The organism is Cohaesibacter marisflavi (assembly GCF_900115225.1).
Lineage (GTDB): Bacteria > Pseudomonadota > Alphaproteobacteria > Rhizobiales > Cohaesibacteraceae > Cohaesibacter > Cohaesibacter marisflavi.
Window position 1 is genome coordinate 293,850 of record NZ_FOVR01000004.1, and the last position, 25,404, is coordinate 319,253.

A 25,404-nucleotide genomic window follows, 5' to 3' on the forward strand; every position below is an offset into this window, starting at 1 on the left:
CTCAGACCGCCTTTGACTTTGCGCGATTATGCCGCCTTTTGGAAAGCGCGTCATAGGAATAGACAGCAACCGATAGCCAGATCAGCATAAATGTTGCCAGCTTGCTCATGGAGATGCTTTCCTTGAGCACGAAAATGGCGATCATGAACTGGATGGATGGGTTGAGATACTGCATGATACCGATGGTTATCATATTAAGACGCTTGGCCGCACCAGAGAACCAGATCAGAGGCATGGATGTAATCAGCCCGGTGAAGATAAGCAGCAGCATTGTCGGCTTATCAGACAACACAAAATGCCCCGCCCCGCTGGTTTGCAGATACAGAATATAGCCAAATGCGATGGGTGTGATCGCGATCAGCTCCACCAGCAAGCCAAGATTGGCACCAACAGGCAAGATTTTGCGCAAATAGCCATAGGCACCAAATGTCAGCGCCAACAAGAGCGAAACAATCGGCACTGTGCCCAAGAGCAGCATCTGCAGCAAAATGGACAATATGGCAAGGCATATCGCGACAATCTGTAAGCGGGAAAGACGCTCAGACAATAGCAGATACCCGGTTGCCACATTGACCATGGGCACAATGAAATAGCCAAGGCTGGCCTCTGTCGCCTGCCCGTGGCCCACAGCCCAGACATAGGTGAGCCAGTTGCTACTGACGAGCAGCCCGGTCGCAATGAGCAAACCGAAAACACGCGGTTGCCTCAACACCGGCCAGACTTCCCCCCAACGTCTGCGCAAGAGAAACCACACAGCCATCAGAACCAGCGACCAGGAGATGCGATGCGCCACCACCTCAATGGCCGGCACATGAGCCAGCATCGAGAAATAGAGCGGGAAAATACCCCACGAGCCGTAGGCCCCCAGGGCCATCAGAAGCCCGATCTGGGTGTCTTTGCTGGCTGTCTCAGAGGACAATGTCCCATCGGAAGCGGGCGCAATGCCCCCGGCTTTATCGCGCATCTGGCTCATAGGGCCTCAGTTTCCGTGCCCAAAGAGCAACCATCTGCTGCCGGGGCGCATTATCAGGAATATTTGAGAAGCTTGAAGGTAATAGAATCCAACAAGGCCTGGAAGGAAGCGTCTACAATATTCTCGGAGACGCCAACTGTAAACCACCTGTGGCCGGCTCCATCACGGCTTTCGATCAGAACGCGGGTTATGGCGTCGGTGCCACCATTGAGGATACGCACCTTATAGTCCACCAGTTCTAGATCGTCGATCTTGCCCTGCAAGCGTCCCAGATCCTTGCGTAAGGCAAGGTCAAGCGCGTTGACCGGACCGGTTGCCTCAGCCACCGACATCAGCTTTTCACCATCCAGCCAGATCTTTACCACCGCTTCGGAGAGCGTCACCAGATCGCCGTTGGCATTATGCCGCCGCTCCACCATGACACGGAAACTCTCGATCTTGAAATATTCAGGCACCGAGCCCAGATGGCGCCGCGCCAACAACTCAAGCGACGCACTCGCGCCTTCATAAGCATAGCCATGGGCTTCGCGTTCCTTGACGATGGAGAGCAGATCCACAAGGCGTGGGTCGGACTTCTCAACCACGATACCCATGCGTTTGAGCTCGTCGATCAGATTGGACATGCCTGCCTGATTGGAAACCAGCACCTTGCGATGGTTGCCCACCAGCGCCGGATCCACATGCTCATAGGTCTGAGGATCTTTCAAAATGGCCGAGGCATGAATGCCCGCCTTGGTCGCAAAGGCACTAGCCCCGACATAGGGACTATGGCGATCCGGAGCCTTGTTCAGCAATTCGTCGAAACCACGCGAAATGCTCGTCAGTTCGACAAGTTTCTCATCGGGCACACCGATCTCGAATTGATCGGCGAACTCCTCTTTCAGCTTCAGCGTCGGGATCAGCGTGATCAGGTTGGCGTTGCCGCACCGTTCACCAATGCCATTGAGCGTGCCCTGAATTTGCCGGACCCCAGCCCGCACCGCCGCCAGCGAATTGGCGACAGCCTGTTCGGTGTCATTATGCGCATGGATACCGATATGAGTACCGGGCACCAATGTCAGCACATCCTCGACGATCTGGGTGATTTCATGGGGAAGCGTGCCACCGTTTGTGTCACACAGAATCACCCAGCGCGCACCGGCTTCATAGGCGGTCTTGACACAATCCAGCGCATAGGCCCGATTGGCCTTGTAACCATCAAAGAAATGCTCGCAATCGACCATAGCGACCTTGCCAGCTGCATTGGTTGCCTTTACAGACTCCGCGATCCCTTCAAGATTTTCTTCATTGGTGCAGCCAAGCGCCACATCCACATGGTAATCCCATGATTTGGCAACAAAACAGATTGCGTCCGAAGCGGCGTTGATCAAAGCCTGAACGCCAGGGTCATTCTCAACCGAGCGCCCTGCCCGTTTGGTCATCCCGAATGCAGTGAATGTGGCCTTCTTGGTGCGTTTTTCCTTGAAGAAGGCATCATCGGTCGGATTGGCCCCGGGATAGCCTCCCTCGACATAGTCGATGCCCAGATCATCCAGAATGCCAGCAATGAGAATTTTGTCTTCTACGCTGAAATCGAGGCCGTTGGTCTGCGCACCGTCGCGCAAGGTGGTATCGAACAGATAAAGACGATCTTTGGTCATGTGTCTGGTCCTGAATGAAGAGAATGAATTTGGGCGCTTGCTTGCCCGGTCTAAAAAAGCGGGGCTGATGGAGCCCCGCCATGTTTCATTTAGCCTTCAAGGCTCCAGGTGGTCTCGAATGCACCCGTTTCCTTGTTCTTGCTATCCTTGAGTACGACGCCCATGGCAGCCAGCTTGTCACGCAATTCGTCGGACTTCGCAAAGTCCTTGCTGTTACGCGCTTCAAGGCGTTCATCAACGATTGCCTGAATGGCCGCTTCGTCAACGTCACCGGCTGCTGCCGGACGCCAGTCCGCCCATGCTTTCGGATCCTGCCCCAGCACACCGATCAACTGCTGCAACGTTGCCTTCAACGATGCAGCCGAGGCCTTGTCGCCCTGCGCTGCCTTGGAGCGCAAGCCATGCAACTCGGCAATGGCCTTTGGCGTATTGAGGTCATCGGCAAGAGCTGCCACAACGGCCGCATCAGGTTCACTAGCCTCAACGTCAGCCGTCAGGGCATACCATTGGTCCAGCATGCGCTTGGCTTCCTTCACGCCATCGGCGGTCCAGTTGAACGGTTTGGTGTAATGGGTCGTCAAAAGCGCAAGACGAATCGCCTCACCGGGATATTTGTCGATCAGGTCATGCACCGTGGTGAAGTTGCCCAGGGATTTGGACATCTTCTCGCCCTCGACCTGCACAAACCCGTTATGCATCCAGACCTTTGCCATCGCCTCATTGCCATGGGCACAGCGCGATTGGGCAATCTCGTTTTCATGATGTGGGAAGGTGAGGTCGATCCCACCACCATGAATGTCAAACACTTCGCCCAGATGCTTCTCGCTCATCGCCGAGCATTCGATATGCCAGCCCGGACGCCCCTCGCCCCATGGGCTCGGCCAGCGTGGTTCCCCTTCCTTGGAAGGCTTCCAGAGCACAAAATCCATCGGATTGCGTTTATAGGGAGCCACCTCGACGCGCGCCCCGGCGATCATGTCGTCCACCGAGCGACCGGATAGCTTTCCATAGTCTTCCATGCTGTCCACCGCGAAGAGAACATGCCCTTCCGCAGCATAAGCATGCCCCTTTTCAATCAGAGTGCCGATCATGCGCAGCATATCTTCAATATGCTCAGTCGCCCGTGGCTCGATGGTCGGGCGCATGGCACCAAGAGCATCCATATCGGCGTGATAAAGCGCGGTTGTCTCATCGGTCAGCTCACGAATGGAGATGCCTCTATCGGCTGCACGCGCGTTGATCTTGTCATCCACATCGGTGATGTTGCGCACATAGGTCACATGCTCGGGCCCATAGACATGGCGCAGCAACCTAAACAGCATGTCAAACACCACAACCGGACGCGCGTTGCCGATATGCGCCGTGTCATAAACGGTCGGCCCGCAGACATACATGCGAACATTGTCAGGGTCGAGTGGCGAGAACGCCTCTTTCTGTTTGGTGAGCGTGTTGTAAAGCATCAACTGAGTTTGTTCAGCATGTTCGGTCATTGACCCATTCCCAATTTTATTGCCGCCTCCGGCAGCCAATCAAAACACAAAACGCAAGGACAACCATTCCACAGAAAGGGCCCAAACCGTCGCGCAACCGCACATTCGCCGTTGGCCGGAAATCGTTTCATATTTTCAAGGGATGAGCGAAACGGCTCCAGCCAGCAAAGGTGCTAGTGGATAATAATCAAACCAATAATGCAGCAGTTGGTCAGACGGTCCGTTTTCATGCGGCCACAATGGCCAAATTGCCCTGCCACGTCAACCGCTCTTTTTATCAATTTATGTGGTTTTATAAGCGACTTTCCGACGCAAACAACGAGGAACGCACCCCTGTGGCAATCTCGCAGGTAGGATCTTTCATTTCCGCGTCTCTCTGCACTGACTATCGCATCAGACAAATTTTACCCCCTGCTCAGCAGAAAGCCTCTTCAAGAATGCCAACGAATTGCAAATTCTATCTGAAAGCACTTTTATAAAACGCGAAAATGCTTCACTCTCGTTCAACAATCGCTATAGTGCCTTTCCAAACACTCCGCGTGCTGAACAAATGCTTTCCTGATCGGATTTCACAAGACGGCGTCCGATATGCTATAGCCCCTCGAAGACAAGGGCCCGGCTTGATGAAAGCTTCGGACAAAAAATCAACTGGCTACAGACAATGAAAATACAAGAACTAGAACAAAATTCTGAAGAAGCAGCGAGCTTCCTGAAACTTCTGGCATCAGGGCCGCGCCTGCTCATTCTTTGTCAATTGATCGACGGTGAGCAGAATGTCGGAACGCTGGCTGAGAAAACGGGTCTGCGCATGACGACTGTTTCCCAGCATATGGCGTTGATGCGCGCGCAGAATATCGTCTCCACCCGCCGCGACGGTACGACGATCTATTATTCGCTCGCCAGCCCGATCGTGGAAGAAGTGCTCGCTGTCTTGCACAAGAATTTCTGCGGAGCCTGACTTCTAGCGGCTCCCTCTCAAGAGGATCCCGAGAATAGACATGGTCGGCACTTTCGATGAGAAGCCCCCGGTTCCGAGCGTTCGGGAGGTCCCCTTTACCGATCCGGCCAGCTTGCTCCCCGCATTAAGCAGCCAGCCCTATCTGGCATATCTGGATAGTGCGGCCCGGTCCCCCGCCCTTGGCCGCTATTCCTTTCTCTGTTTCTCGCCTTTTGCCATTTTCAGGGTGTCCGAGGGCACAGCCTATTGGAATGACAGCCCGCTTGCCGACCCTCCGCTTATCGCGCTGAACAACAAGCTGCAGGAATTTGCCCTGCAGCCCGTAGGAGATGGCTTGCCTCCTTTTCAGGGCGGAGCATTGGGTTATCTCTCCTATGAAGCAGGCAGACTGCTGGAAGTCTTGCCGCGCACATCGCGAGAAGACGAAGCGCTCGACGCAATTCTCCTGCCCTTTTATGATCTTGTACTAGCAATTGACCATTTTGCCCCTGAGGAAGGGCAAGACAAAGCCCTGACCGAAAGCACCATAGAACGCGCCTATGTCTTCTCTTCCGGCTGGCCCCTTAAAGGGGATGAGTGCGAACACCATGCAGCAGAGCGTCTCGACTGGTTTTGCGATCAATTGAATAAAGCAAGCAAGGCAAAGCCTGCCCTGCAGGCAAGCCAGACCTCGCCGCCCTCCATTTGCGGCTGGAGATCTGATGTTTCCCGCTCCGACTTTGAGAATTCAATCACCAAGACGCGCCACTATATCCGGCAGGGCGACATCTTTCAGGCCAACATCACCCAGCGGTTTTCTGCACCCATGCCAAAGGCTACCAACGCGACACCGCTGGCCTATTACGGCGCAATGCGTGCGCACAATGCGGCCCCCTTTGCAGCCTACCTGGCCTATCCCGACCATGTGATTGCCTCCAGCTCGCCCGAGCGCTTCATCACGCTCGATGCATCGGGCAATGTGGAGACCCGCCCGATCAAGGGCACTGCGCCGCGTGATCTTGCCAACCCGGAGCGAGACAAGACCAATGCGGAAATCTTGCTCAACAGCGAGAAGGATCGCGCCGAGAATATCATGATCACCGATCTGATGCGCAACGATCTCTCCCGCGTCTGTGAGCCGGGCAGCATCAAGGTGCCCGATCTCTGTGCGCTTGAAAGCTACGCCCGCGTGCATCATCTGGTATCCACAGTGCAAGGCAAACTGAAAGCCCCCAATGGCGCAGTCGCCTTGCTCGCCGCGTCTTTCCCGGGCGGGTCCATCACTGGAGCCCCCAAAATCCGCGCCATGGAAATTATCACCGAGCTGGAAGACCTACCCCGCGGCGCCTATTGTGGCTGTATCGGATATATCGGCTTCAATGGCACCATGGACACCAATATCGCCATTCGCACCGTTACACTCAAAGATGGCATGGCGCATTTCAATGTCGGCGGCGGCATAACCATTCTGTCCGATCCGGCTGAGGAATATGAAGAATGCCTGCACAAGGCCTCAGCACTATTTAAGGCTTTCGGCACGTCCATTGAAGACGAGCGCGCAACACTGGAGCATTCTCCCGCAACAAAAGGCGGGAAGCAGCCGTGATCCTCATTCTCGACAATTACGATTCCTTTGTCTTCAATCTTGCCCGCTATTGCGAGGAATTGGGAGAAGCCGTCACCGTCTATCGCAATGACGCGCTGGACATCGCAGACATTGCTCGCCTCGACCCGGATGCCATTTTGCTCTCTCCCGGCCCCGGACGGCCAGAAGATGCTGGCATCATGATCGACCTGATACGCCATTTTTCCGGTCGCATTCCAATCCTTGGCATCTGCCTTGGCCATCAGGCTATCGGTCATGCTTTTGGTGCTGAAGTTATACGGGCCAAACAGCCCATGCATGGACGCGCAAGCCAGATCAGCCACGATGAGACCGGCATATTCCGTACCATATCGTCCCCTCTCAAAGTTGCCCGCTACCATTCACTGGTCGTCTCGCCGCAGGCTGTCCCCTCAGAACTCATCGTGACGGCATGGTCTGAGAATGGCGAGATCATGGCCCTTAAACACGCAACCCACCCGACAATCGGATTGCAGTTTCATCCCGAGTCGATCCTGACCGACTATGGGCACACCCTGCTCAAGAATTTTCTGGACGATGCTCATGCTTGAATGCAGATACGGCAACCAAAGGAAAGGCGTTCCATCATGAAAGCGACAATGCTGAACGGCACCCTTTATATCGATGAGGCTTGTGACGACGTCTCGCTTTCTGCATCAGATCGCGGCTTTCTGCTTGGTGATGGCCTGTTTGAAACCTTGCCTGTCTTGCATGGGGCGCCGCTTTGGTGGCAAGAGCACAGAGCGCGCCTTACCCAAAGCGCCAACCGTCTGGAGATGTCCTTGGACCCTGTCATGCTGGAACACACAGTTAGCCAACTTGCAGCATTGTCGTCAGAGGCCAATGCCATTTTGAGAATTGCCCTCTCTCGCGGCAGCGGTGGACGCGGGCTCCTGCCCCCGGAGGAGGCTCGCCCAACCCTTCTGGCGACGCTGGCGCCCTTGCCCGATGGTCTTGCCTTTCAAGACATGAGCCTTGCCACTAGCATCATCCGACGCAACGCACAGTCCCTCACCGCCAGCATCAAGAGCAATAATTATCTCGACAATGTCGCCGCCGCTCAACAGGCCGAACAGGCAGGGGTCAGCGATGCTCTCTTACTCAACACGGAGGGCAAGATTGCCTGCACCACCATCGGCAATCTCTTCTCCCTTCATGGCAACCGCCTGACGACACCGCCCGTCTCCGACGGTGTGTTACCCGGTATTGTGCGCCAACAGCTGCTGACACTGGCGCCGCAATGGGGCTTTGTGGCAACCGAAGCCTCTCTCTCTCCTGAGGACATAAAAAAGGCTGATGGCCTCTTCATGACCAACAGCCTTCGCTTCATTCGTCGGGTCACCGCATGGGATGATCACGCTTATACTGCTGCGCCCGATGATCCCATCTCACAACTGCAAACGCACATGAGAGACTATGTTGCCAAGCTAACCGGGGTTACCATCTAAGCGCACAAAGTCCAATCAGAGCTGATCAATCATCCAGCCAGTCTTCACAGCGCGGGGCTTCATGATCTCCCCATGGCATGATGGGCACCGTGGAAGTTGAGTTTTTCGGGCTGCCCTCAATCAGCTTGTCTGAATAGCTCAGATAAACCAGCACGTTACGGGTCTTATCACAACCACGCACGATACGCATCTTCTTGAAGAAAAGCGACCGGCGCTGCTCGAACATTTCTTCACCCTGCTCGAATTTCTCCTTGAAGGTAACCGGGCCAACCTGACGACAGGCCAACGAGATATCCGACACTTCTTCGGCAACGCCAAGCATGCCAGACACGCCCCCCTTTTCCGGCACGGTATAGTGGCAAGCCACCCCTTCAACCAGAGGATCATCAATCGCGTAGGTCGCCAATTTGTGGTCAGGCGTGAGAAGCTTCCAGACCGTTGACTTCTTGAAAATCAATTCCGGCTCCTCGGCAGCGAACGTAGCCGAAACGCTCATGACAACAGCTAGACCGACACCCATCAATATGCGAAGCATAATAAAATCCCGTTTTAGAATCAGTTTGCGACCATTGTGGCCTGTCCGCTCGGTAGATGCCAATGCACATCGCTACCTCTACGAGACACTGAAGCTGATATAGGGAAGCATCTTGGAAAAATCGAGGCGCAAGCCTGCTATGCAAGCGAAAATGAGGCGCCTTTACTTGCCATTTCCGGGCGTATACGTTAAAAACGCTCGAATTATTAGAATTAATACGTATTTTTCGAAGCACCTTTTGGGTCCTTCTCCTCAATCCCCGCTAGGAAAGAACCATGAACACACAGACCTCCTCTGCGGATGGCCTGCGCGAACGTTTCCGTTTTGATTTGTCTCCCAAGCAGCTCAAGACAGACACTCTGTCCGGCCTGACCGTCGCCCTGGCGCTCGTGCCAGAAGCCGTTGCCTTTGCCTTCGTGGCGCAAGTCCATCCACTCGTCGGACTGTATGCAGCCTTTATCGTTGGCCTCATCACTGCCGTTCTGGGCGGCCGCCCGGGCATGATCTCCGGTGCAACAGGCGCCCTTGCGGTTGTCATGATCTCTCTGGTTGTCACCCACGGCGTTGAATATCTCTTTGCCACGGTCATCCTGATGGGCATTTTCCAGATCCTTGCCGGCGTGTTGCGCTGGGGCAAATTCATTCGCATGGTGCCCCATCCGGTGATGCTCGGCTTCGTGAACGGCCTTGCCATTGTCATCGGACTTGCCCAGCTCAGCCAGTTCAAGGTCAAGGATGCCTCCGGCTCCCTCGTCTGGATGACAGGCACACCGCTTTACATCATGCTCGGCCTCGTTGTCGTCACCATGGGCATCATCTGGCTGGCCCCCAAAGTTACCAAGGCAATCCCGGCGCCCCTGTTGGCCATTGTCGCAGTTTCATTGATCGTGATTGGCTTCAATCTCGATATCCCTCGTGTCGGTGACATGGCCCAGATCGCTGGCGGCCTGCCGGAATTCCATATTCCGATGGTGCCTATCAATCTGGAAACCCTGCAGATCATCATCCCCTATGCGGCCATTCTGGCAGCTGTCGGTCTCATCGAAAGCCTGCTGACGCTCAATCTCGTTGCTGAAATGACCGATACCCATGGCGGTGCGTCCAAGGAATGCGTTGCTCAGGGCACGGCCAACATTGTCACAGGCTTCTTCGGCGGCATGGGCGGCTGCGCCATGATCGGCCAGTCGATGATCAATGTGAAGTCAGGTGGGCGCACGCGTTGGTCTGGCATCTCGGCGGCGCTGTTCCTGCTGGCCTTCATCCTGTTTGCCTCAGGCCTCATCGAGCAGATCCCGCTGGCAGCATTGGTTGGCGTCATGTTCATGGTTGTCATCGGCACCTTCGCCTGGCGCAGTCTGCAGATCATGACCAAGATCCCGCGTCATGATGCCTTTGTCATTCTGCTGGTCACCGCCGTTACGGTCTATTCCGACCTTGCCGTTGCCGTGATCGTTGGTGTCATCGTCTCGGCGCTCGTCTTTGCCTGGCAGGCGGCCAAACGCATAGATGTGAGCGTCAGCACCGAAGAACATGGCTGGAAGGTCTATGAGTTGCGCGGCCCGCTTTTCTTTGGCTCCATCGCCAGCTTCAACGAACAATTCGACCCGAAATCCGATCCCGAAGATGTGGTAATCGAATTCATGGGCGCCCGCGTTTGGGACCATTCGGCCCTTCAGGCCATTGATTCACTGGCCACCAAATATGAAGAACAGGGCAAGAAGCTGCACCTGCGTCATCTCTCTACGGACTGCAAAAATCTGCTGCAAAAAGCAGACAAGTTCGTCGAAGTCTCCGTTATCGAAGACCCACATTATGAGGTTGCCGTGGATTACGCAGAAATGTTCGGCAAGAAGCCGGTGCCGCAGCCGCAAAGCTAGGCTTCACCGCCAGTTTCAAACCAAAAGAAACCTCCCGGAAAGCTCAGCTTTCCGGGAGGTTTTTTAATCCTACAAAGCCTCATCAAGAGGTTAGGCAAGCGCGCGATAGCCGCCGCCGTAATAAACAAGCGGATCGCCCTCGGACACGGCAATATCGACCACCCGACCAAGCAGAATGACGTGATCGCCCCCTTCAATGATTTGCTCCGTCTTGCAGTCGATCCGTGCCAGAGCCCCGTCAATCAGAGGCGCGCCGGTTTGCCCTGCGCTCCATTCGACCTTCTCGAAACGATCCTCGGCCATGGCAGCAAAAAGGTTGGAAGCCAGTTGCTGATCGTGCGCCAGAATGCTCACACCATAAAAGCCGCTACTGCAGAAGGCATCCATTTGGTTGGAGCTCTTGTCAAGCGACCAAAGCACCAAAGGCGGATCAAGCGAAACGGAATTGAAGCTGTTGACGGTTAGCCCCACGGGCGCGTCCCTGTCATCCATAGTCGTAACGATGGCTATACCGGTCGCAAAACGTCCGAGCGCCTTACGAAACTCTGTTGCTTCAATCATGAACCTATCCAAACAAAACCATAAAAGACGGAACGGCTCGCTGCCTGCTCAGAGCCCTTCAATTTCCACCGGTCTCTTAGCGTAGTTTCCCATAGCAGGACAAGGAAAAACCGCGGATTTCCTGCGCCTTGGCGGGGAAACCACTTTGCATTTTGTTGTGAGAGTCATAATCAATTGCAAATTTTGCGAAAATTCCTTGGTTGTCAAAGGACATGCACGAAAATATGACTATAATTTCGCCTCAATCGGAGGTGATTCTGGAGCAGAAAAGCGGAATTTTGCTTCCCCCGAACGATCCGCCTGCACATGATGCGTTTGGTGAGGCGGCCCCCTTTAATCGATCTGTCAGAGGCCATGAATTTGGGACCAAAGATGAAAAGGCGCGTGAGTTTAGCCGGACTGTTTGTTGCTACATTCTGGGCAACGCTCCCTGTAGAGGCCCAAACCTCCTGGTCGTCAAACGATCAGATTTGTGCGCAGCTGGAGGGCGACCTCGCACGGCTCCAGCGCGGTGGCGGCCTGACCTCATCAAGAAACTATCAAAAAATCGATGCTGCAGTTCACAAGCAGCAGGCTGAACTGGATAATGCTCAGGCGCGCGCCAAGCGCGATGCCTGCTTTGGTGGCAACATCTTCCTGTTCCGCAGAACGCCCAAGGCCTCCTGTCCGGCGCTGGTCAAACGCATCGACAAGATGAAACGCAATCTGGCCGCTCTGGAACAAAAACGCAACCGCTATGCCCCTCCGCCCGACAATACAGGCCAGAGGAAAGCGCAAATTCTCACCCAGCTGGCCCGCGCCGGTTGCGGCGAACAATATCAGCAATTTGCGCAGCCAGTACGCCAACAACGGCGCGGCCTGTTCGGATCCCTGTTTGGCAATGGCGGCGGCTCCGTGCGTGAATATAATCTAAGGGACTATGATATTCCGCAGGTTGGCACCTTCCGCACGGTATGTGTGCGAGCCTGTGATGGTTTCTTCTTCCCCATCAGCTTCTCCACCACCCAGAATGGCTTCCAGCGGGATGCCCAGATGTGCCAATCCAGCTGCCCGGGCACGGATGCGGAATTGTTTGTCTATCACAATCCCGGCGAGAGCCCTGACGACATGGTGTCCCTCTCTGGCCAGCCTTATCAGGCGCTGGAAACAGCCTATCTTTACAAGCAGGAATATGTGCCGGGCTGCTCCTGTCAGGCTCCGGCAAGCCAGATGGCCTCCATCTCCAACAGCGACCGCCCACGCGCGCAGGCCATGACGCCACAGTTCACACCGGCGCCGCCGCGCCAGAGTACACCGGCCGCTCCACTTGTGCCATTCCCTTCGCCCAAGCAGACCGCAATGGTTGATCCCGATACTCAGGCACTGGCGCGCTATGGCATGAAGTTCGAACCCTATCAGCCGCCTGAAGTCAGTGCGGACGCCAATTCGGTCCGCACTGCTGATGGGCGTTCGATCAGGATAGTCGGTCCACGCTTCTTTGGTAACCAATAATCGGCAGGAATGACGCCAGCTCCGGCCCATGCGAGCGACCGGTCAAAGCCACGCGCAACGGCATGAAGAGGGACTTCCCTTTTCTGCCGGTTTCAGCCTTGAGAGCAGATGTCCAGCTTTTCCAGGTGGTTGCATCCCAAGGCTCAGACGGCAGCAGCTCAAGCGCCTTGGCATAGAATTCGGCGTCTTCATCCGATTTCTCGACAGCATCATCTGGCAAACCGTCATGGGCGATGGACCACCAGTCTTTGACATCAGGCAACCGCTCGATATTACCGCGCACAGCCTGCCAAAAGGCTTCGCCTCCCTCGACACCAAGGGCAGACAAACGATCAGACACGACTGAATAATCCGTCTCATGCAGAATGCGCGCATTGAGATGATTGAGATCGGCCATATCGAACTTGGATGAAGAGCGCGATACCTTGTCGAGTGCAAACAAGTCAGCCAGAGCTTCCATATCCGCCAGCGGCTGAACAGACTCAGAAGTCCCATTCAGAACAGCAAAAATCGCAACGGACAGTGGCTCATAGCCTTCTTCCCGCATCTGCCGGATAGAGAGCGATCCAAGCCGCTTGGACAGCCCCTCACCGCTGGCATTGATAATCAGATTGTGATGGGCAAATTTCGGGCTCTTGCCAGACAAGATTTCAAACAGCTGGATCTGAACCGCCGTGTTGGTCACATGGTCATCTCCGCGAATGATCATGGAAACCCCCATGTCGATGTCGTCAATCACCGAGGGCAGCGTGTAAAGATAGGTGCCATCGGCGCGGATCAGAACCGGGTCAGACACACTATCGCACTCGATGCTCTGAGAACCGCGAATGCCATCTTCCCAGCTGATGGTTTTCTGATCGAGCAAAAAGCGCCAATGGGGCTTGCGGCCCTCGGCCTCATAAGCGGCAATCTGCTCTTCAGTCAGCTTTAGGGCCGAGCGATCATAAACCGGCGGCAGACCACGTGCACGCTGGCGCTTGCGTTTCCGGTCCAGCTCGTCAGGCGTTTCATAACAAGCATAAAGCCGGCCCAGATCCCTGAGCTTCTTGGCAACCGTGTCGTAAACGCCCATGCGTTCGGATTGACGTTCGACCCGATCGGGCTTCACGCCAAGCCAAGCCAGATCCTCGGCGATATTGTCTGCATATTCCTTTCGAGACCGTTCCTGATCGGTGTCATCATAGCGCAAGATGAATTGACCGCCGGTCTTCATCGCTACCAGCCAGTTGATCAGCGCCGGACGCGCATTGCCGATATGAATATTTCCCGTCGGAGACGGAGCGAAACGAACGATTTCAGCCATCAGGCAGACTTCCTTAAATTGATATTGCGGGTTTGACGGGCGCTATCAGCCTCTGTCACGGAACCCGTTGGTGATTGGATAGCGCCGGTCGCGACCGAAATTCTTCTCACTGAGCTTGACGCCCGGCGCAGACTGGCGGCGCTTATATTCGGCGATATAAAGCAGATGTTCGATGCGGCGCACCAGATCTGGAGCATGGCCTCGCTCGACGATTTCCTCGATGCCCATTTCCTTCTCGACGAGGCATTCCAGAATGTCGTCCAGAACCGGATATTCAGGCAAACTGTCCTGATCGGTCTGGTTCTCACGCAATTCCGCTGTCGGTGCCTTGGAAATGATATTGGCCGGAATGACCTCCCCTGCAGGCCCCAAAGCCCCGTCGGGCTTGTGCTGGTTACGCCATGCAGAAAGATGGTAGACCGCCATCTTGTAGAGATCTTTGATCGGATTGAAGCCGCCATTCATGTCGCCATAAAGCGTGGCATAGCCAACGGACATTTCAGACTTGTTGCCCGTGGTTACGACCATATTGCCGAATTTGTTCGATACGGCCATCAGAATGGTGCCACGCGCACGGGACTGAAGGTTTTCTTCCGTCACGCCCTCGTCTGTGCCCTCAAACAGGCCAGACAGAGCTTCCGAGAAGCCTTCCATCGGCTTGACGATATCAACGACATCATAGCGCACGCCAAGCGCCTTGGCGCAATCAGCAGCATCTTTGAGGCTCTCACCGGATGTGTAGCGATATGGCAGCATCACACAATGCACACGATCCGCACCAAGAGCATCCACAGCCAGCGCTGCGCAGATTGCCGAGTCGATACCGCCGGAGAGACCAAGCACAACGCCGGGGAAACGGTTCTTGTTGACATAATCACGCAGCCCCAGCATGCAGGCAGACCAAGCGCTTGCATCGCGGTCCATCACCGGCTCGATCGGGCCGGAAAGCATCCATTTGCCATCGATGCGCTCGGCAACGAGAACCTGTTGATCCTCGGCAAAACCAACCATCTGCATGGCCAGCGAACGGTCGCCATTCAACGCAAAGGAAGCACCGTCAAACACCAGTTCATCCTGCCCGCCAACCTGATTGAGATAAACCAGCGGCAGCTCCGTTTCGATCACGCGCTGGATTGCAACCTGTTGACGCACTTCCCATTTATCCAGATTGAAGGGCGACCCATTGGGTACCACCAGAAGCTCAGCGCCCGTCTCGGCGAGACATTCGCAAACCTCGATATCCCAGATATCCTCACAGATGGGCACACCAACAGCCACGCCGCGCAAGTTGATCGGTCCCGGCATCGGGCCTGCGGCGAACACGCGCTTTTCGTCAAACACACCATAGTTCGGCAGATCGGCCTTGTAGCGCACCGCCTGCACTTCGCCATTGTCCAGAAGACAAACAGCGTTATAAAGCCGCTCTCCGTCCACCCATGGCGAGCCAATCAGGATGGCCGGAGCGTCGCCTTCAGTCAATTCGGCAAGCTTTTCCACCTGCTCACGACAGGCATCCTGAAAGGCTGGCTTCAGAACGAGATCTTCAGGCGGATAGCCTGAGATGAACAGCTCACTGAGCACCAGACAATCCGCGCCTTGTTCGGCAGCGACCTTGTGAGCAGCGCGGGCCATTTCGGCGTTACCCGCAATATCCCCCAGATGGGGATTGAGTTGAGCAAGGCTGAAAACAAGTCTTTCGGTCACGGCGCGATCCTGTATTGCAATAGTGTTATTGAAGCGAGGAGCTTACAAACTCTCGACTAAAGATATAAAGCCAGAGAATGCGATAATCCAATGTAAAGTGACCAAAGCAGCTATCCTATTTGACGCATTCCAGTTTTCAAGGCCACTCACAAACAATTCCGGCAAAAGAAAAGCCCGACAGAGTGCCGGGCTTTCATGAATGGAATCAGGAAGCGCCTTTAGTAAGGCGCAATTTCGCTTGCATCGAGGCTGGCACGGTGCTTCTTGATATTGTCGGCAATCAGGAAAGCCAGTTCAAGAGACTGATCCGCATTGAGACGCGGATCGCAAACCGTATGGTAGCGATCTGACAAGTCATCCTCTGAAATGGCATGGGCACCACCGGTGCATTCCGTGACATTCTTGCCCGTCATCTCAACATGCACACCGCCAGGGTAAGTCCCCTCTGACCGATGCACCGCAAAGAAGCTCTCAACCTCTTTCAGAATGCGCTCGAACGGGCGGGTCTTGTAGCCATTAGCTGCCTTGACAACGTTGCCATGCATCGGATCGCAGGACCACAGCACCTTGTGCCCTTCACGTTTAACCGCTTTGACAAGATTTGGCAGATGGTCAAAGACCTTGTCAGCCCCAAAACGCGTAATCAGCGTCAGCCGACCGGCTTCATTGTCCGGATTGAGTACGTCGATGAGGCGAAGCAGCTCGTCAGGCGTCATGCTCGGACCGCATTTCAAACCGATCGGATTTTCAATACCGCGGAAGAATTCAACATGCGCATGATCGATCTGGCGCGTGCGGTCACCAATCCAGAGCATATGGCCAGAGGTGGCATAATGCAGACCGGTGGTCGAATCGACGCGCGTGAAGGCCTGCTCATACCCGAGCAACAAGGCTTCATGGCTGGTGAAGAAGTCCGTGGAGCGCAGGCTTTCTGTCTTGGAAGGCTCAACACCGCAGGCACGCATGAAATCCATGGCCTCGGTGATGCGGTCGGCCAACTCACGATAACGCGGGCCTTGCGGACTATCTTTGAGGAAATCCATTGTCCACTGATGCACATGATCCAGATTGGCATACCCACCCTGGGCAAAGGCACGCAGCAGATTCAGCGTTGCCGCTGACTGGCGATAAGCCATGATCATGCGCTGTGGATCTGGTACGCGTGAATCGCTGTTAAATCCGGTCTCGTTGATGATATCGCCTCGATAGCTTGGCAGTTCCACACCGTCAACAGTCTCTGTCGGCGAGGAACGCGGCTTGGCGAACTGACCAGCAATACGGCCAACCTTGACCACCGGAGAAGCGGCGGCAAAAGTCAGAACGGCTGCCATTTGCAGGAACACACGGAAGAAATCGCGAATATTGTCAGGATGATGTTCCACGAATGCTTCAGCGCAATCGCCGCCCTGAAGCAGGAACCCTTCACCTTCAGCAACTCGCGCCAACTGCTTACGCAATTTGCGCGCCTCGCCAGCAAAGACCAAAGGCGGATAAGTGGCAAGCGTGCTTTCGACAGCGGCTACTGCTTCGGCATCGGGATAATCCGGCACCTGCTGGATCGGCATTGATCTCCAGCTGTCCGGTGTCCAGGTCTTGCTCATTTTGTCCTCTTTTCACTCTGCTGAACGCCTGTAAATACAGGTCTGTAAAATAAACCGACCCCACTGATCTCACGAGAGGATCGTAAACAAAGGGGTCGGCGAAGATGTTATACACATCAAGGCAGAGCGATGCCACAGAAGTTTGCGCAAATCTATGAAAAAATGCGTCATCAATTGGTCACAAAATGACAAACTAATAGAGCGAAATTCATAGATATTACAAAAGCAGGATCATTTCGGACAAAAACTCGAAAGAGCTGCTAGTAAATCTTCCGTTTGGCTGCTTTTGCTGCATAGGGGTTATCCCCCTTACGCATCAACATACGCACCGGTACGGCAGGAATATCAAACGTATCGCGCAAATCATTGAGCAAATAGCGCTGATAGCTATCTGGCAGGTCGTCCGGACGGGAACACATGACCACAAAGGTCGGCGGGCGCGTCTTGATCTGGGTGACATAGCGCACCTTGATACGACGACCACCAACGGCTGGAGGCGGATGGCCTTGCGTTGCACCATTGAGCCAGCGGTTGAGACGGGAAGTGGAAACACGGCGGTTCCAAACTTCATAAATATCAAGCACCGACTTCATCAGCCGATCCAGATTCTTGCCCGTCAGACCGGAAACCGGAACAAGCGGCACATCGCGCATCTGCGGCAGAAGGCGCGTTGCCTTCTCGCGCAGCTCGGCCATCATCTCTTGCGGTTTCTCGACAAGATCCCACTTGTTAAGAGCAATAACAATTGCGCGCCCTTCCCGGCCGACAAGATCGGCAATCTGCAGATCCTGTTTCTCAAACGGCTTGGTCACGTCCAGCGTCACAATCACCACTTCGGCAAACTGGATCGAGCGCAGCGCATCAGAGACGGAAAGCTTCTCAAGTTTCTCCTGCACACGCGCCTTGCGCCGCATGCCAGCAGTATCAAACAGCTTGAACTTGCGATCTCGGAACTCCCAGTTCACCGAGATGGAGTCGCGCGTAATGCCCGCTTCCGGTCCGGTCAACAGGCGATCTTCGCCGATGAGATTGTTGATGAGCGTCGACTTGCCCGCATTCGGACGCCCGACAATAGCTACCCGCAAGGGCTTCGTCGGATCATAGAGCGGAGCCTCGGACTCGTCATCCTCGATGTCGACATCCACCAGTGGGCCATCGTCCTCAGCAAGAGCTGCCTCAATGGCATCGGCTTCATCACTGCCGAGTTTGGCTCTCTTTTCCTCATCATACTTGACGAGTTCTTCATAAAGATCCGCCATGCCGATGCCATGCTCGGCAGAGAGCGGCATAGGCTCACCCAGACCAAGCGAAAAGGCTTCATAATATCCGGCGTCAGAGGCTTTGCCTTCGGACTTGTTGGCCAGCAATATGGTAGGTTTGCCTGCCTTGCGCACCATGGCGGCAAAATGCTCGTCCATCGGAGTTGTGCCGGCGCGCGCATCCATCATGAAAAGAACCACATCGGCCATACCGATGGCTTCTTCAGTCTGCAGGCGCATGCGTGTTTCCAGCGCATCCTCTTCGGCCACTTCCAAACCGGCAGTATCGATGATGTTGATATGCAGATCGCCCAGCTGCACCTCGCTCTCGCGCCGATCACGGGTAACCCCCGGACGGTCATCAACGAGCGCCAGCTTCTTGCCAACCAAGCGGTTGAACAGCGTGGATTTGCCAACATTGGGGCGACCCACAATGGCTACATTCAGTTTCATTTCACTTCGTCCAAACAGATCGAATGAGGTTGGCCCCGCAAAAGATGCTGCGAAGCCCTATCCTCTAAATAGCACGGCACCCCGGAGCCGCAAAGCAACTCCGGGGTTACCAATGAATTCCTAAGGTTTCCCAACCGCTAAAAAAGAGGGAGCCTCTAGTTATAAGCGGACAGACGACCCGATCCGCTCAGCATGATCAAACGACCACTCACGGCAATTGGGGCGATAAAGACGGGATCCTTGATGTCTCTGGTGAGCACTATGCTCCCGTTTTTCGGGTCCACAGCGGCCAGTTTTCCGTCGTTGGATGTCACCCAAAGGCGACTGCCAGCCAACACCGGACCGGCCCAACTCGTACTTTTCTTCTTGCTTCTAACCGAAGGCAGCTGGCTTGACCAGCGAATTTTACCGGTTTTCTTGTTAAGAGCGACAATCCGGTCATCCAGATCGACAACGAATATGCTGTTGCCTGCAACGACAGGAGCATGCACCGAGCCCAAAGACCTGTCCCAGATCCGCTCGCCGTCGCGCACCCGCAGGGCAATCGTGTTGCCGCTTACGCTCGACGCATAGACAATACCGTCAGAGACGACCGGACCACCGGCGATCGCCGAGATACCAGAGATCGCGTAACGACGGGTACCCTGAACGATGGTGTCAGACCAACGCATTTCACCCGACTTGATATCCAGCGCCACAAGCTCGCCAGAGGTGCCGGAAAACAGAACCGTGTTGCCACTAACAGCAGGCGCGCCAGATCCCATCAGACCGGTTCCCTGAGGAATACCCTCAAACGTCCAGAGCTCACCGCCATCAGAAACATTGACGGCAAACAGGGAGTTTGTAGCCGAAACGGCAAGGACCGTATTGCCGACAACAACCGGAGCCCCTCGCGCGGGCGCATCAAGCTGGAATGTCCAGAGGCGGCGACCGCTGCCAGCATCCAACGCAACAAGCTCGCTAAAACCGGTCGCTGCAAAAACGCGCGCGCTATCCATGGTCACAGCACCACCAATAGACACGCCTTTTTCATTCTGGGGCCTTACAGAGACATTCCAGATGCGGCCACCATTGGAGGCATTATAAAGGGAGACAGCCCCGTCAGGGCTATAAACAGCAACCCGTCCACCAACAGACACAGGGCGCGCCGCGGCGCGCTCGTCAGAGTCACCACCGCGAATGGCGGCATTGGCGCTCCATACGCGAGCACCCTGCCCGCTAAAAGAGACGTTCGGTGGATTGTTGGTCGTCGGACCACCGGCCTGAGACCAGGAAGAGAAATCGACAGCCCCCGGAATGGATACCGGCGAAGTATCTTCCACCTTGGCAACAGCAGCGGTGTCAAACAGCGACTGCCGCTCGCCCGGCAAGACTTCTTCCGGTGTCTTGAATGGATTCACGTCGCTTGCAAAATCAGTCACGCTGGAACAGCCTGCCAAACCGAGCACAAGAGCCACCATTGCGGCCTTGCCGGCATATGCCAGAGAACGCGTTTCGGTTTTCACACCTGATGCAGGTCTCATTCAGCAGCCTCCTTGGCAGTGCTTTCTCCGCCTTCTTCAAATTGAGAGCGGATATAAATTACATAAACTTCAGCGCGCTGACGCATTTCAGGCGGGGTTTCCGCATCCTGCGAAATCCGCTCTGCGATCGGCATGGCCTGAGCATAATCCTGCTTTTCCAGATAGGCCAGCATCACCAGCTCTCTGGCTGAATGACGGAAACCATTGTTATCCATAAAGCCGGTCAGCTCGTTGATGACTTCATCGGCCTTGCCCTGATTGAGCATCAGAACATTGGCGCGGATGCGCGCAAGGCTCTGGATAACAGGCTGAACATCAGGATTGTTGGCTGCATCCTTGAAAAGAGCAATCGCTTCGTCGACATCGCCACTGGCAGCCTTTTCAGAGGCGATACGCATCTCGGCGAGCAGCGGATATCCACCTGACCCTTCAGCCTTGATTTGTTCAAGCGCCGCGAGCGCCTCATCCTTTTTGCCGTCTTCAGAAAGGCTGAGCGCATGAATGAAGGCATCCCCTGCCTTGGCAGCCTGTGTCTGGCGCCAATATTCATAGCCCTTGTCCGCTGCAGTTCCCAAAACGATCAGAAGAGCAAAGCCGATCACATAGGGGCCGAACTTGTCCCACATGCTCTTGATCTGCTCATGGCGCAGCTCTTCATCGACTTCACGGATAAAATCGGACTCAGACATCATTCCTCGCTTGCGCCGGACAATCGGGCCGGCAGACTTTCTCTTCGACTGCCCGAAAGGCAGACCAATATTCCGTTTCTGTTGCGGGACATTAGCCGGTCCCAACACATGACGCAATCATGCAATGCGGCGCAAGCCCACTCGCAAGCGGGAAAAACCGGAAAAACCCCCAGAGTTAGGGCAAATAACCTGATATTACCCCGATTTTCCCGACAAAAGTGCTTCAAAGCTGACAGGATTCTTTCTTTGCCCATCAATCATGGCTGCATTTGGATCAGAGCGATCTTTTGGTCAAAGAAAACCGATCTATCCGCATCAAAACAGCGGACTGACGCCAAAGAGCCATTCATGTACACCGAAAATCATGGCGGCATAGAAGGCAAGCCCGAGCAAAATGGCCCAAATATCCTGACTCACTCGGCCTTCCGGAATGGTAACACGCCCGGCCGCGATGCGGCGCTTGAGGGAAATGCGATAGCTCACGCCAAAGAAGAGAAAGAATCCAAACAGAATCAGATCAGAAAGAGAACCATTCGCCAGCAAGTGGGCAAAAGCCCATGTTTTGATGGCAATCGAGAAGGGAGACGTAAGCTTCTGCTTTATCTTGCCCGAAAAAGCCCCCGAGAAAGCCAGAATGGAAGCGATCAACATCAGCGTCGCAGCAAGGTGCTTTGTCCAGATCGGCGGATACCAGAGAATAAAGGTTCCTTTGGCCGCAAAATATCCGACATAGATCAGCCCGACAGCAACAAGCGCAACCACGCCGTGAAACATGCGATATCCCATCACACCAAAGCGAAGGGTCAAACCATCTTTCAGTTCGGCTTTCTGAGGCACCAAATGGATGACAAGAAAAAGGGCAATCCCCACCAGCAATAAAACCATACGTCCACTCAACTCCTGAAAAATGCGCGACACAATAAAAATCGGCACCCTACTTACGGGAAACCACCTAAATCAGATCAGCGGTAGCGTGCCCCATAATAAAAGTCAAACACGGAAGAGAATTCATGCCAAGGCAGAACAAAATAAGGAATAACAAGCGCCAGCTGCGACCTTGTGTCCTTCATGCAGGTTGTACAGTCATTCTATAGAATAGAGGCTACAATAAAAGCATTGACCTTGGCAGATAACTGCCGCACGCTCTCGTTGTGAAATTTTTGCGCTTGTGAGGCTCTTCTTTGCGCAGGATTTCATCAAGCCAGCTTTCTAAGGAAAATTTTGTTACCGACGGCATCGGTATGCGGTGCCGCAACAAAAGGAGCGACCTATGCCTATTTCTCCCAAGACAGCAATGGAGCTATTGGAAGGAAAGCGCATCGAAATCGCAGCATTGAGCGACTTGTCGAAAGAGTCCAGAGATGTGGTGGCCCTCGACCAACAAAGCGTTGGTCGCCTTTCGCGCATGGATGCCCTGCAAAGTCAGGCCATGGCCAAAGAAACAGAGCGCCGTCGCGCGCTGGCGCTTCAGAAAATTGAAAAGGCCTTTGAACGTCTTGAAAGCGGCGACTTTGGTTATTGCATTGAGTGCGATGCCGAGATACCCCTCAAGCGTCTGGAAATAGACCCGACCGCGACCCTTTGCGTCGAATGCGCTGCCAAGAAAGAAAAGGCAAAAAAATAGGCAAAGGCGCAAGTCTCGCACAAAAGCGCCAACCACAAGCGCATCCAGTGAGACGCAAAAGATACACTTTCCATTTTTTTCTTGGGTAAAACCCTTATACCGCTTCAAGAGATCTTCTTATTCCGAAGGAAATAAGTAATCTTCGCTTAAATTTATCGGGTTTGCCGCCTCGAATCTTTCAATTGATTCCCTTTTCTGGCGCAAACACAGGTTTCATTGAAGATTTCAGTTTTCCTAAAAGGGGCATCATCATGCTGGCGCTGGGCCATTCGTTGATTTCTTACCTCAAGACCAAAATATTCACTCCACTGAGCAAGACTGCTGCCTTGGGGCTGATGCTGACCGCTCTTTTGGGAGCAACTCCCAGCTTCGCGACGGTCAATGACGAGATCCAGATACGTGTTGATCTTGCCAAGCAGAAAATGTTCGTCTCAATCAATGGCTGGAAAAAATACACTTGGCCCATTTCTTCTGCACGCGAGGGCTTTGATACCCCTGAAGGGCTCTATCGTCCGACCCGTATGTATGAAACCTACCGGTCAAAAGAATATAATAATGCGCCAATGCCTTACTCCATCTTCTTCTACCGCGGCTATGCCATTCATGGAACTTCGGCAGTGAAATCTCTGGGCACACCAGCCTCTCACGGCTGCATTCGTCTGGATCCGGACAATGCCAAACAGCTTTATGAACTGGTAGACGTGAACGGCAAGAATAATACGCGTGTATTTATTCACTAAATAGAATAGGTCCGAGAGCTCCTGCCGCATGACGAGCACTTCAGCAAAGCGGCGGAGCAAGCACCGCAACCAATCCTTTACCTTAATATCTAAAATTTAATTCAAATCCGGTCTCCCAACCCGTCAGCTAGAAGAATTTTAAGATCTGGCACCAAAACTGGAAGTAACGCGAGATACTTCTCATGACGGGATTGAGATCATGATGCTGCAACGAGTAATGATAAGTCTGGCTTGTTTGACGCTATTAAGCTGTCAGGCTCTGGCAACCACATCGTCTGCTACGCCCCAAGAAGCAACCATCATCGCAGCACCAAAGAGCCAGCCGATCACCGGCGAGTTACGCTTGCTTGGAGAAACCGCCTCCGAGAAAAAGACCCCGCCAGAAAAGCCCATCATCGCAAAAATCGACATTTCCGAACAGCGCATGAATGTCTATGTCAACGGACTAATCACGCACAGCTGGAAGGTCTCCACGGCACGCCAAGGCTACTACACCCCGAGGGGCGAATATGCCCCCTACCGTATGCATACCATGTGGCGCTCAAGAAAATACAACAATGCGCCAATGCCTTACGCGGTTTTCTTTCACAAGGGCTGGGCCATTCACGGCACGACATCCATTAAGCGCCTCGGCCGCCCGGCCTCTCACGGCTGTGTCCGTCTGCACCCTGACAATGCGAAGATCCTCTTTAAACTAATCAAATCAGCTGGCGGCATGAAATCAGCCAAGGTGGTCATTTCCAACTAGACATGTCTCCTGCCCCACCTCCTCCCGGGGCCTCCTCCTCAAGGAGACATTAAGAAGCGCGACCTGCGATTCCTCCCAAAGGCCGCGCTTTCTTTTTACCCAATCGTCCTTAGTCAGCTCTTCCTAGCGCAACAGTTTGAGCGAACCGGTCAGAGATCTTATCCATTTTGATGGCCCGACCAACCCGAGCCCGTCAATCTCCTCTTCAGCCAGATTCCGATCCGGAAATGAAGTCTCATAGTCGGCATAGGCGTGCAGCGACCGGGCAAAGGCCGGGAAAGGAACGACATGCGCATCCTCATGCTTTTTCTCAAGAGCCTTCAGCAACAAATCTCCGATAGTCTCTTGCGAAGCCTGCAAAATGGGGACAGGCAAACGTGAACTGACATCGATCGTCCGCCCGACATTATCGGTAAGACTGCGCGCGGCCAGAATCGGCTGATTGCCCCCCAGCCCGATTGCAATGGCACTGGCGGTATTGGCAATCAGACCGACAGGCATGTCTGGATTGATGATGATGGCAACACGTAAATCACTCTTCATGGTCAATAAGCCTCCTTTGACTTTTGGCCAAGTCTACCCGTGCAACCCAGAAATTTCCTGCCTTTAATTGCAATTTTGTGCCAATATACGGTAGAACCTACCCAACACTCAACCAATATAGAGAGAACCTACCGTGAGCCATTCTCCTGCCGACACACGCATCCTCAAAGCCTTGCAAGAAGATGGCAGGCTGACCAATCAGGCCCTCGCCGAAGAGGTTGGCCTCTCCACATCCCCCTGCTGGCGCAAGGTTCGGCAGTTGGAAGACAGCGGCGTCATTGAGGGCTATTCAGCCCGCATCAACCGACGCGCCATTGGCTTGGGCGTACTGGCTTTCATCCGCGTAAAAATCGACAGCCACAGTGAGGAAGAATCCGAGCTATTCGCCCGTCAGGTGCAAACTCTTGAGAGCGTGGTGGCCTGCTATAGCCTTGCAGGAGATGCCGACTTTCTCTTGCAGGTGGTCGCCAAGGATCTTGATCATTACGCAGATTTCGCCATGGACGAAATCCGCCGACTGCCCCGCATCAAGGAAATGCAGTCATCCATGGTACTGCGAGAAATCAAGCCCTTCGATGGCTATCCGCTGGGGCAGTGAAACAAGTCATCCGCCACGAGTTAAAAAGGGGGAAAGGAGGTGA

23 protein-coding genes are annotated in these 25,404 nt (G+C 54.3%); 10 read left to right on the forward strand and 13 right to left on the reverse strand.

All coding sequences use genetic code 11. From position 1 onward, the window contains the following. Position 1: 1 nt before the first annotated feature. From rarD to cysS, 3 genes are all read right to left on the reverse strand, one after another. The gene (rarD, locus tag BM258_RS10300; protein WP_210186720.1) at positions 2–964 is read right to left on the reverse strand and encodes an EamA family transporter RarD; all 963 of its coding nucleotides are present in this window, start codon (positions 962–964) and stop codon (positions 2–4) included. A gap of 62 nt (positions 965–1,026) precedes the next feature. Then, positions 1,027–2,613, reverse strand: coding sequence for a citramalate synthase (gene cimA, locus BM258_RS10305; RefSeq protein ID WP_090071800.1), 1,587 nt, complete (start codon positions 2,611–2,613; stop codon positions 1,027–1,029). 89 nt (positions 2,614–2,702) lie between these two features. After that, entirely contained in the window at positions 2,703–4,103 is a 1,401-nt protein-coding gene (gene cysS / locus BM258_RS10310) for a cysteine--tRNA ligase (protein WP_090071802.1), read from the reverse strand. A 661-nt stretch (positions 4,104–4,764) separates the two neighbouring features. Between cysS and BM258_RS10315 the strand changes: the two genes are divergently transcribed. Genes BM258_RS10315 through BM258_RS10330 form a run of 4 tightly spaced genes read left to right on the forward strand, consistent with a single transcriptional unit; the run spans position 4,765 to position 8,112 of the window. After that, positions 4,765–5,061, forward strand: coding sequence for an ArsR/SmtB family transcription factor (locus BM258_RS10315; RefSeq protein ID WP_090071804.1), 297 nt, complete (start codon positions 4,765–4,767; stop codon positions 5,059–5,061). Positions 5,062–5,101: 40 nt separating this feature from the next. Further along, positions 5,102–6,646: an aminodeoxychorismate synthase component I gene (gene pabB / locus BM258_RS10320; protein WP_090071806.1), complete on the forward strand. Its 1,545-nt coding sequence runs from the start codon at positions 5,102–5,104 to the stop codon at positions 6,644–6,646. Next, positions 6,643–7,215, forward strand: coding sequence for an anthranilate synthase component II (locus BM258_RS10325; protein WP_090071808.1), 573 nt, complete (start codon positions 6,643–6,645; stop codon positions 7,213–7,215). Before pabB ends, BM258_RS10325 begins: the two co-directional genes overlap by 4 nt. Before the next feature lie 36 nt (positions 7,216–7,251). Beyond that, positions 7,252–8,112 (forward strand): aminotransferase class IV, encoded by an 861-nt coding sequence (locus BM258_RS10330; RefSeq protein WP_175528027.1) that lies wholly within the window; start codon positions 7,252–7,254, stop codon positions 8,110–8,112. A gap of 25 nt (positions 8,113–8,137) precedes the next feature. On the opposite strand, the gene BM258_RS10335 is transcribed toward BM258_RS10330, so the two are convergent. Continuing rightward, positions 8,138–8,647, reverse strand: coding sequence for a CreA family protein (locus tag BM258_RS10335; protein ID WP_090071811.1), 510 nt, complete (start codon positions 8,645–8,647; stop codon positions 8,138–8,140). Between the two features lie 275 nt (positions 8,648–8,922). On the opposite strand from BM258_RS10335, the gene BM258_RS10340 reads away from it, so the two are divergent. Beyond that, positions 8,923–10,524 (forward strand): SulP family inorganic anion transporter, encoded by a 1,602-nt coding sequence (locus BM258_RS10340; RefSeq protein WP_090071813.1) that lies wholly within the window; start codon positions 8,923–8,925, stop codon positions 10,522–10,524. A gap of 90 nt (positions 10,525–10,614) precedes the next feature. Here BM258_RS10340 and BM258_RS10345 read toward each other — a convergent pair whose 3' ends face one another. Next, entirely contained in the window at positions 10,615–11,085 is a 471-nt protein-coding gene (locus tag BM258_RS10345) for a flavin reductase family protein (protein ID WP_090071815.1), read from the reverse strand. A gap of 384 nt (positions 11,086–11,469) precedes the next feature. Here BM258_RS10345 and BM258_RS10350 point away from each other — a divergent pair, with 384 nt between their 5' ends. Continuing rightward, positions 11,470–12,576, forward strand: coding sequence for a DUF2865 domain-containing protein (locus BM258_RS10350; RefSeq protein WP_175528028.1), 1,107 nt, complete (start codon positions 11,470–11,472; stop codon positions 12,574–12,576). Here BM258_RS10350 and gltX read toward each other — a convergent pair. From gltX to BM258_RS10385, 7 genes are all read right to left on the reverse strand, one after another. Further along, the gene (gene gltX / locus BM258_RS10355) at positions 12,539–13,879 is read right to left on the reverse strand and encodes a glutamate--tRNA ligase (RefSeq protein ID WP_090071819.1); all 1,341 of its coding nucleotides are present in this window, start codon (positions 13,877–13,879) and stop codon (positions 12,539–12,541) included. The genes BM258_RS10350 and gltX overlap by 38 nt on opposite strands. 45 nt (positions 13,880–13,924) lie before the next feature. After that, positions 13,925–15,583 carry an NAD+ synthase gene (locus BM258_RS10360; RefSeq protein ID WP_210186721.1) on the reverse strand — a complete coding sequence of 553 codons (1,659 nt, stop codon included), beginning with the start codon at positions 15,581–15,583 and terminating at the stop codon, positions 13,925–13,927. A gap of 218 nt (positions 15,584–15,801) precedes the next feature. Beyond that, positions 15,802–17,184 (reverse strand): class II 3-deoxy-7-phosphoheptulonate synthase, encoded by a 1,383-nt coding sequence (locus BM258_RS10365; protein ID WP_090071823.1) that lies wholly within the window; start codon positions 17,182–17,184, stop codon positions 15,802–15,804. A 260-nt stretch (positions 17,185–17,444) separates the two neighbouring features. Continuing rightward, positions 17,445–18,896 carry a ribosome biogenesis GTPase Der gene (gene der, locus BM258_RS10370; RefSeq protein ID WP_090071825.1) on the reverse strand — a complete coding sequence of 484 codons (1,452 nt, stop codon included), beginning with the start codon at positions 18,894–18,896 and terminating at the stop codon, positions 17,445–17,447. 155 nt (positions 18,897–19,051) lie between these two features. Then, positions 19,052–20,419 (reverse strand): outer membrane protein assembly factor BamB family protein, encoded by a 1,368-nt coding sequence (locus BM258_RS10375; RefSeq protein WP_090071827.1) that lies wholly within the window; start codon positions 20,417–20,419, stop codon positions 19,052–19,054. After that, positions 20,416–21,111 carry a tetratricopeptide repeat protein gene (locus tag BM258_RS10380; protein WP_090071830.1) on the reverse strand — a complete coding sequence of 232 codons (696 nt, stop codon included), beginning with the start codon at positions 21,109–21,111 and terminating at the stop codon, positions 20,416–20,418. Before BM258_RS10380 ends, BM258_RS10375 begins: the two co-directional genes overlap by 4 nt. Before the next feature lie 312 nt (positions 21,112–21,423). After that, positions 21,424–21,993: an NnrU family protein gene (locus tag BM258_RS10385; protein WP_090071832.1), complete on the reverse strand. Its 570-nt coding sequence runs from the start codon at positions 21,991–21,993 to the stop codon at positions 21,424–21,426. A 385-nt stretch (positions 21,994–22,378) separates the two neighbouring features. Between BM258_RS10385 and BM258_RS10390 the strand changes: the two genes are divergently transcribed. The 3 genes from BM258_RS10390 (at position 22,379) to BM258_RS10400 (ending at position 24,220) form a co-directional block, all read left to right on the forward strand. Further along, positions 22,379–22,732 carry a TraR/DksA family transcriptional regulator gene (locus BM258_RS10390; RefSeq protein WP_090071834.1) on the forward strand — a complete coding sequence of 118 codons (354 nt, stop codon included), beginning with the start codon at positions 22,379–22,381 and terminating at the stop codon, positions 22,730–22,732. Between the two features lie 251 nt (positions 22,733–22,983). After that, the gene (locus BM258_RS10395) at positions 22,984–23,472 is read left to right on the forward strand and encodes a L,D-transpeptidase (RefSeq protein WP_090071836.1); all 489 of its coding nucleotides are present in this window, start codon (positions 22,984–22,986) and stop codon (positions 23,470–23,472) included. A 199-nt stretch (positions 23,473–23,671) separates the two neighbouring features. Continuing rightward, entirely contained in the window at positions 23,672–24,220 is a 549-nt protein-coding gene (locus tag BM258_RS10400; protein WP_090071838.1) for a L,D-transpeptidase, read from the forward strand. 123 nt (positions 24,221–24,343) lie between these two features. Here the strand turns inward: BM258_RS10400 and BM258_RS10405 are convergent, their stop codons facing one another. Then, positions 24,344–24,763 (reverse strand): DUF2000 domain-containing protein, encoded by a 420-nt coding sequence (locus BM258_RS10405; RefSeq protein ID WP_090071840.1) that lies wholly within the window; start codon positions 24,761–24,763, stop codon positions 24,344–24,346. 133 nt (positions 24,764–24,896) lie between these two features. Between BM258_RS10405 and BM258_RS10410 the strand changes: the two genes are divergently transcribed. Beyond that, complete coding sequence (locus BM258_RS10410; RefSeq protein ID WP_090071842.1) at positions 24,897–25,361, forward strand: Lrp/AsnC family transcriptional regulator; 465 nt, start codon at positions 24,897–24,899, stop codon at positions 25,359–25,361. Positions 25,362–25,404 lie beyond the last annotated feature (43 nt).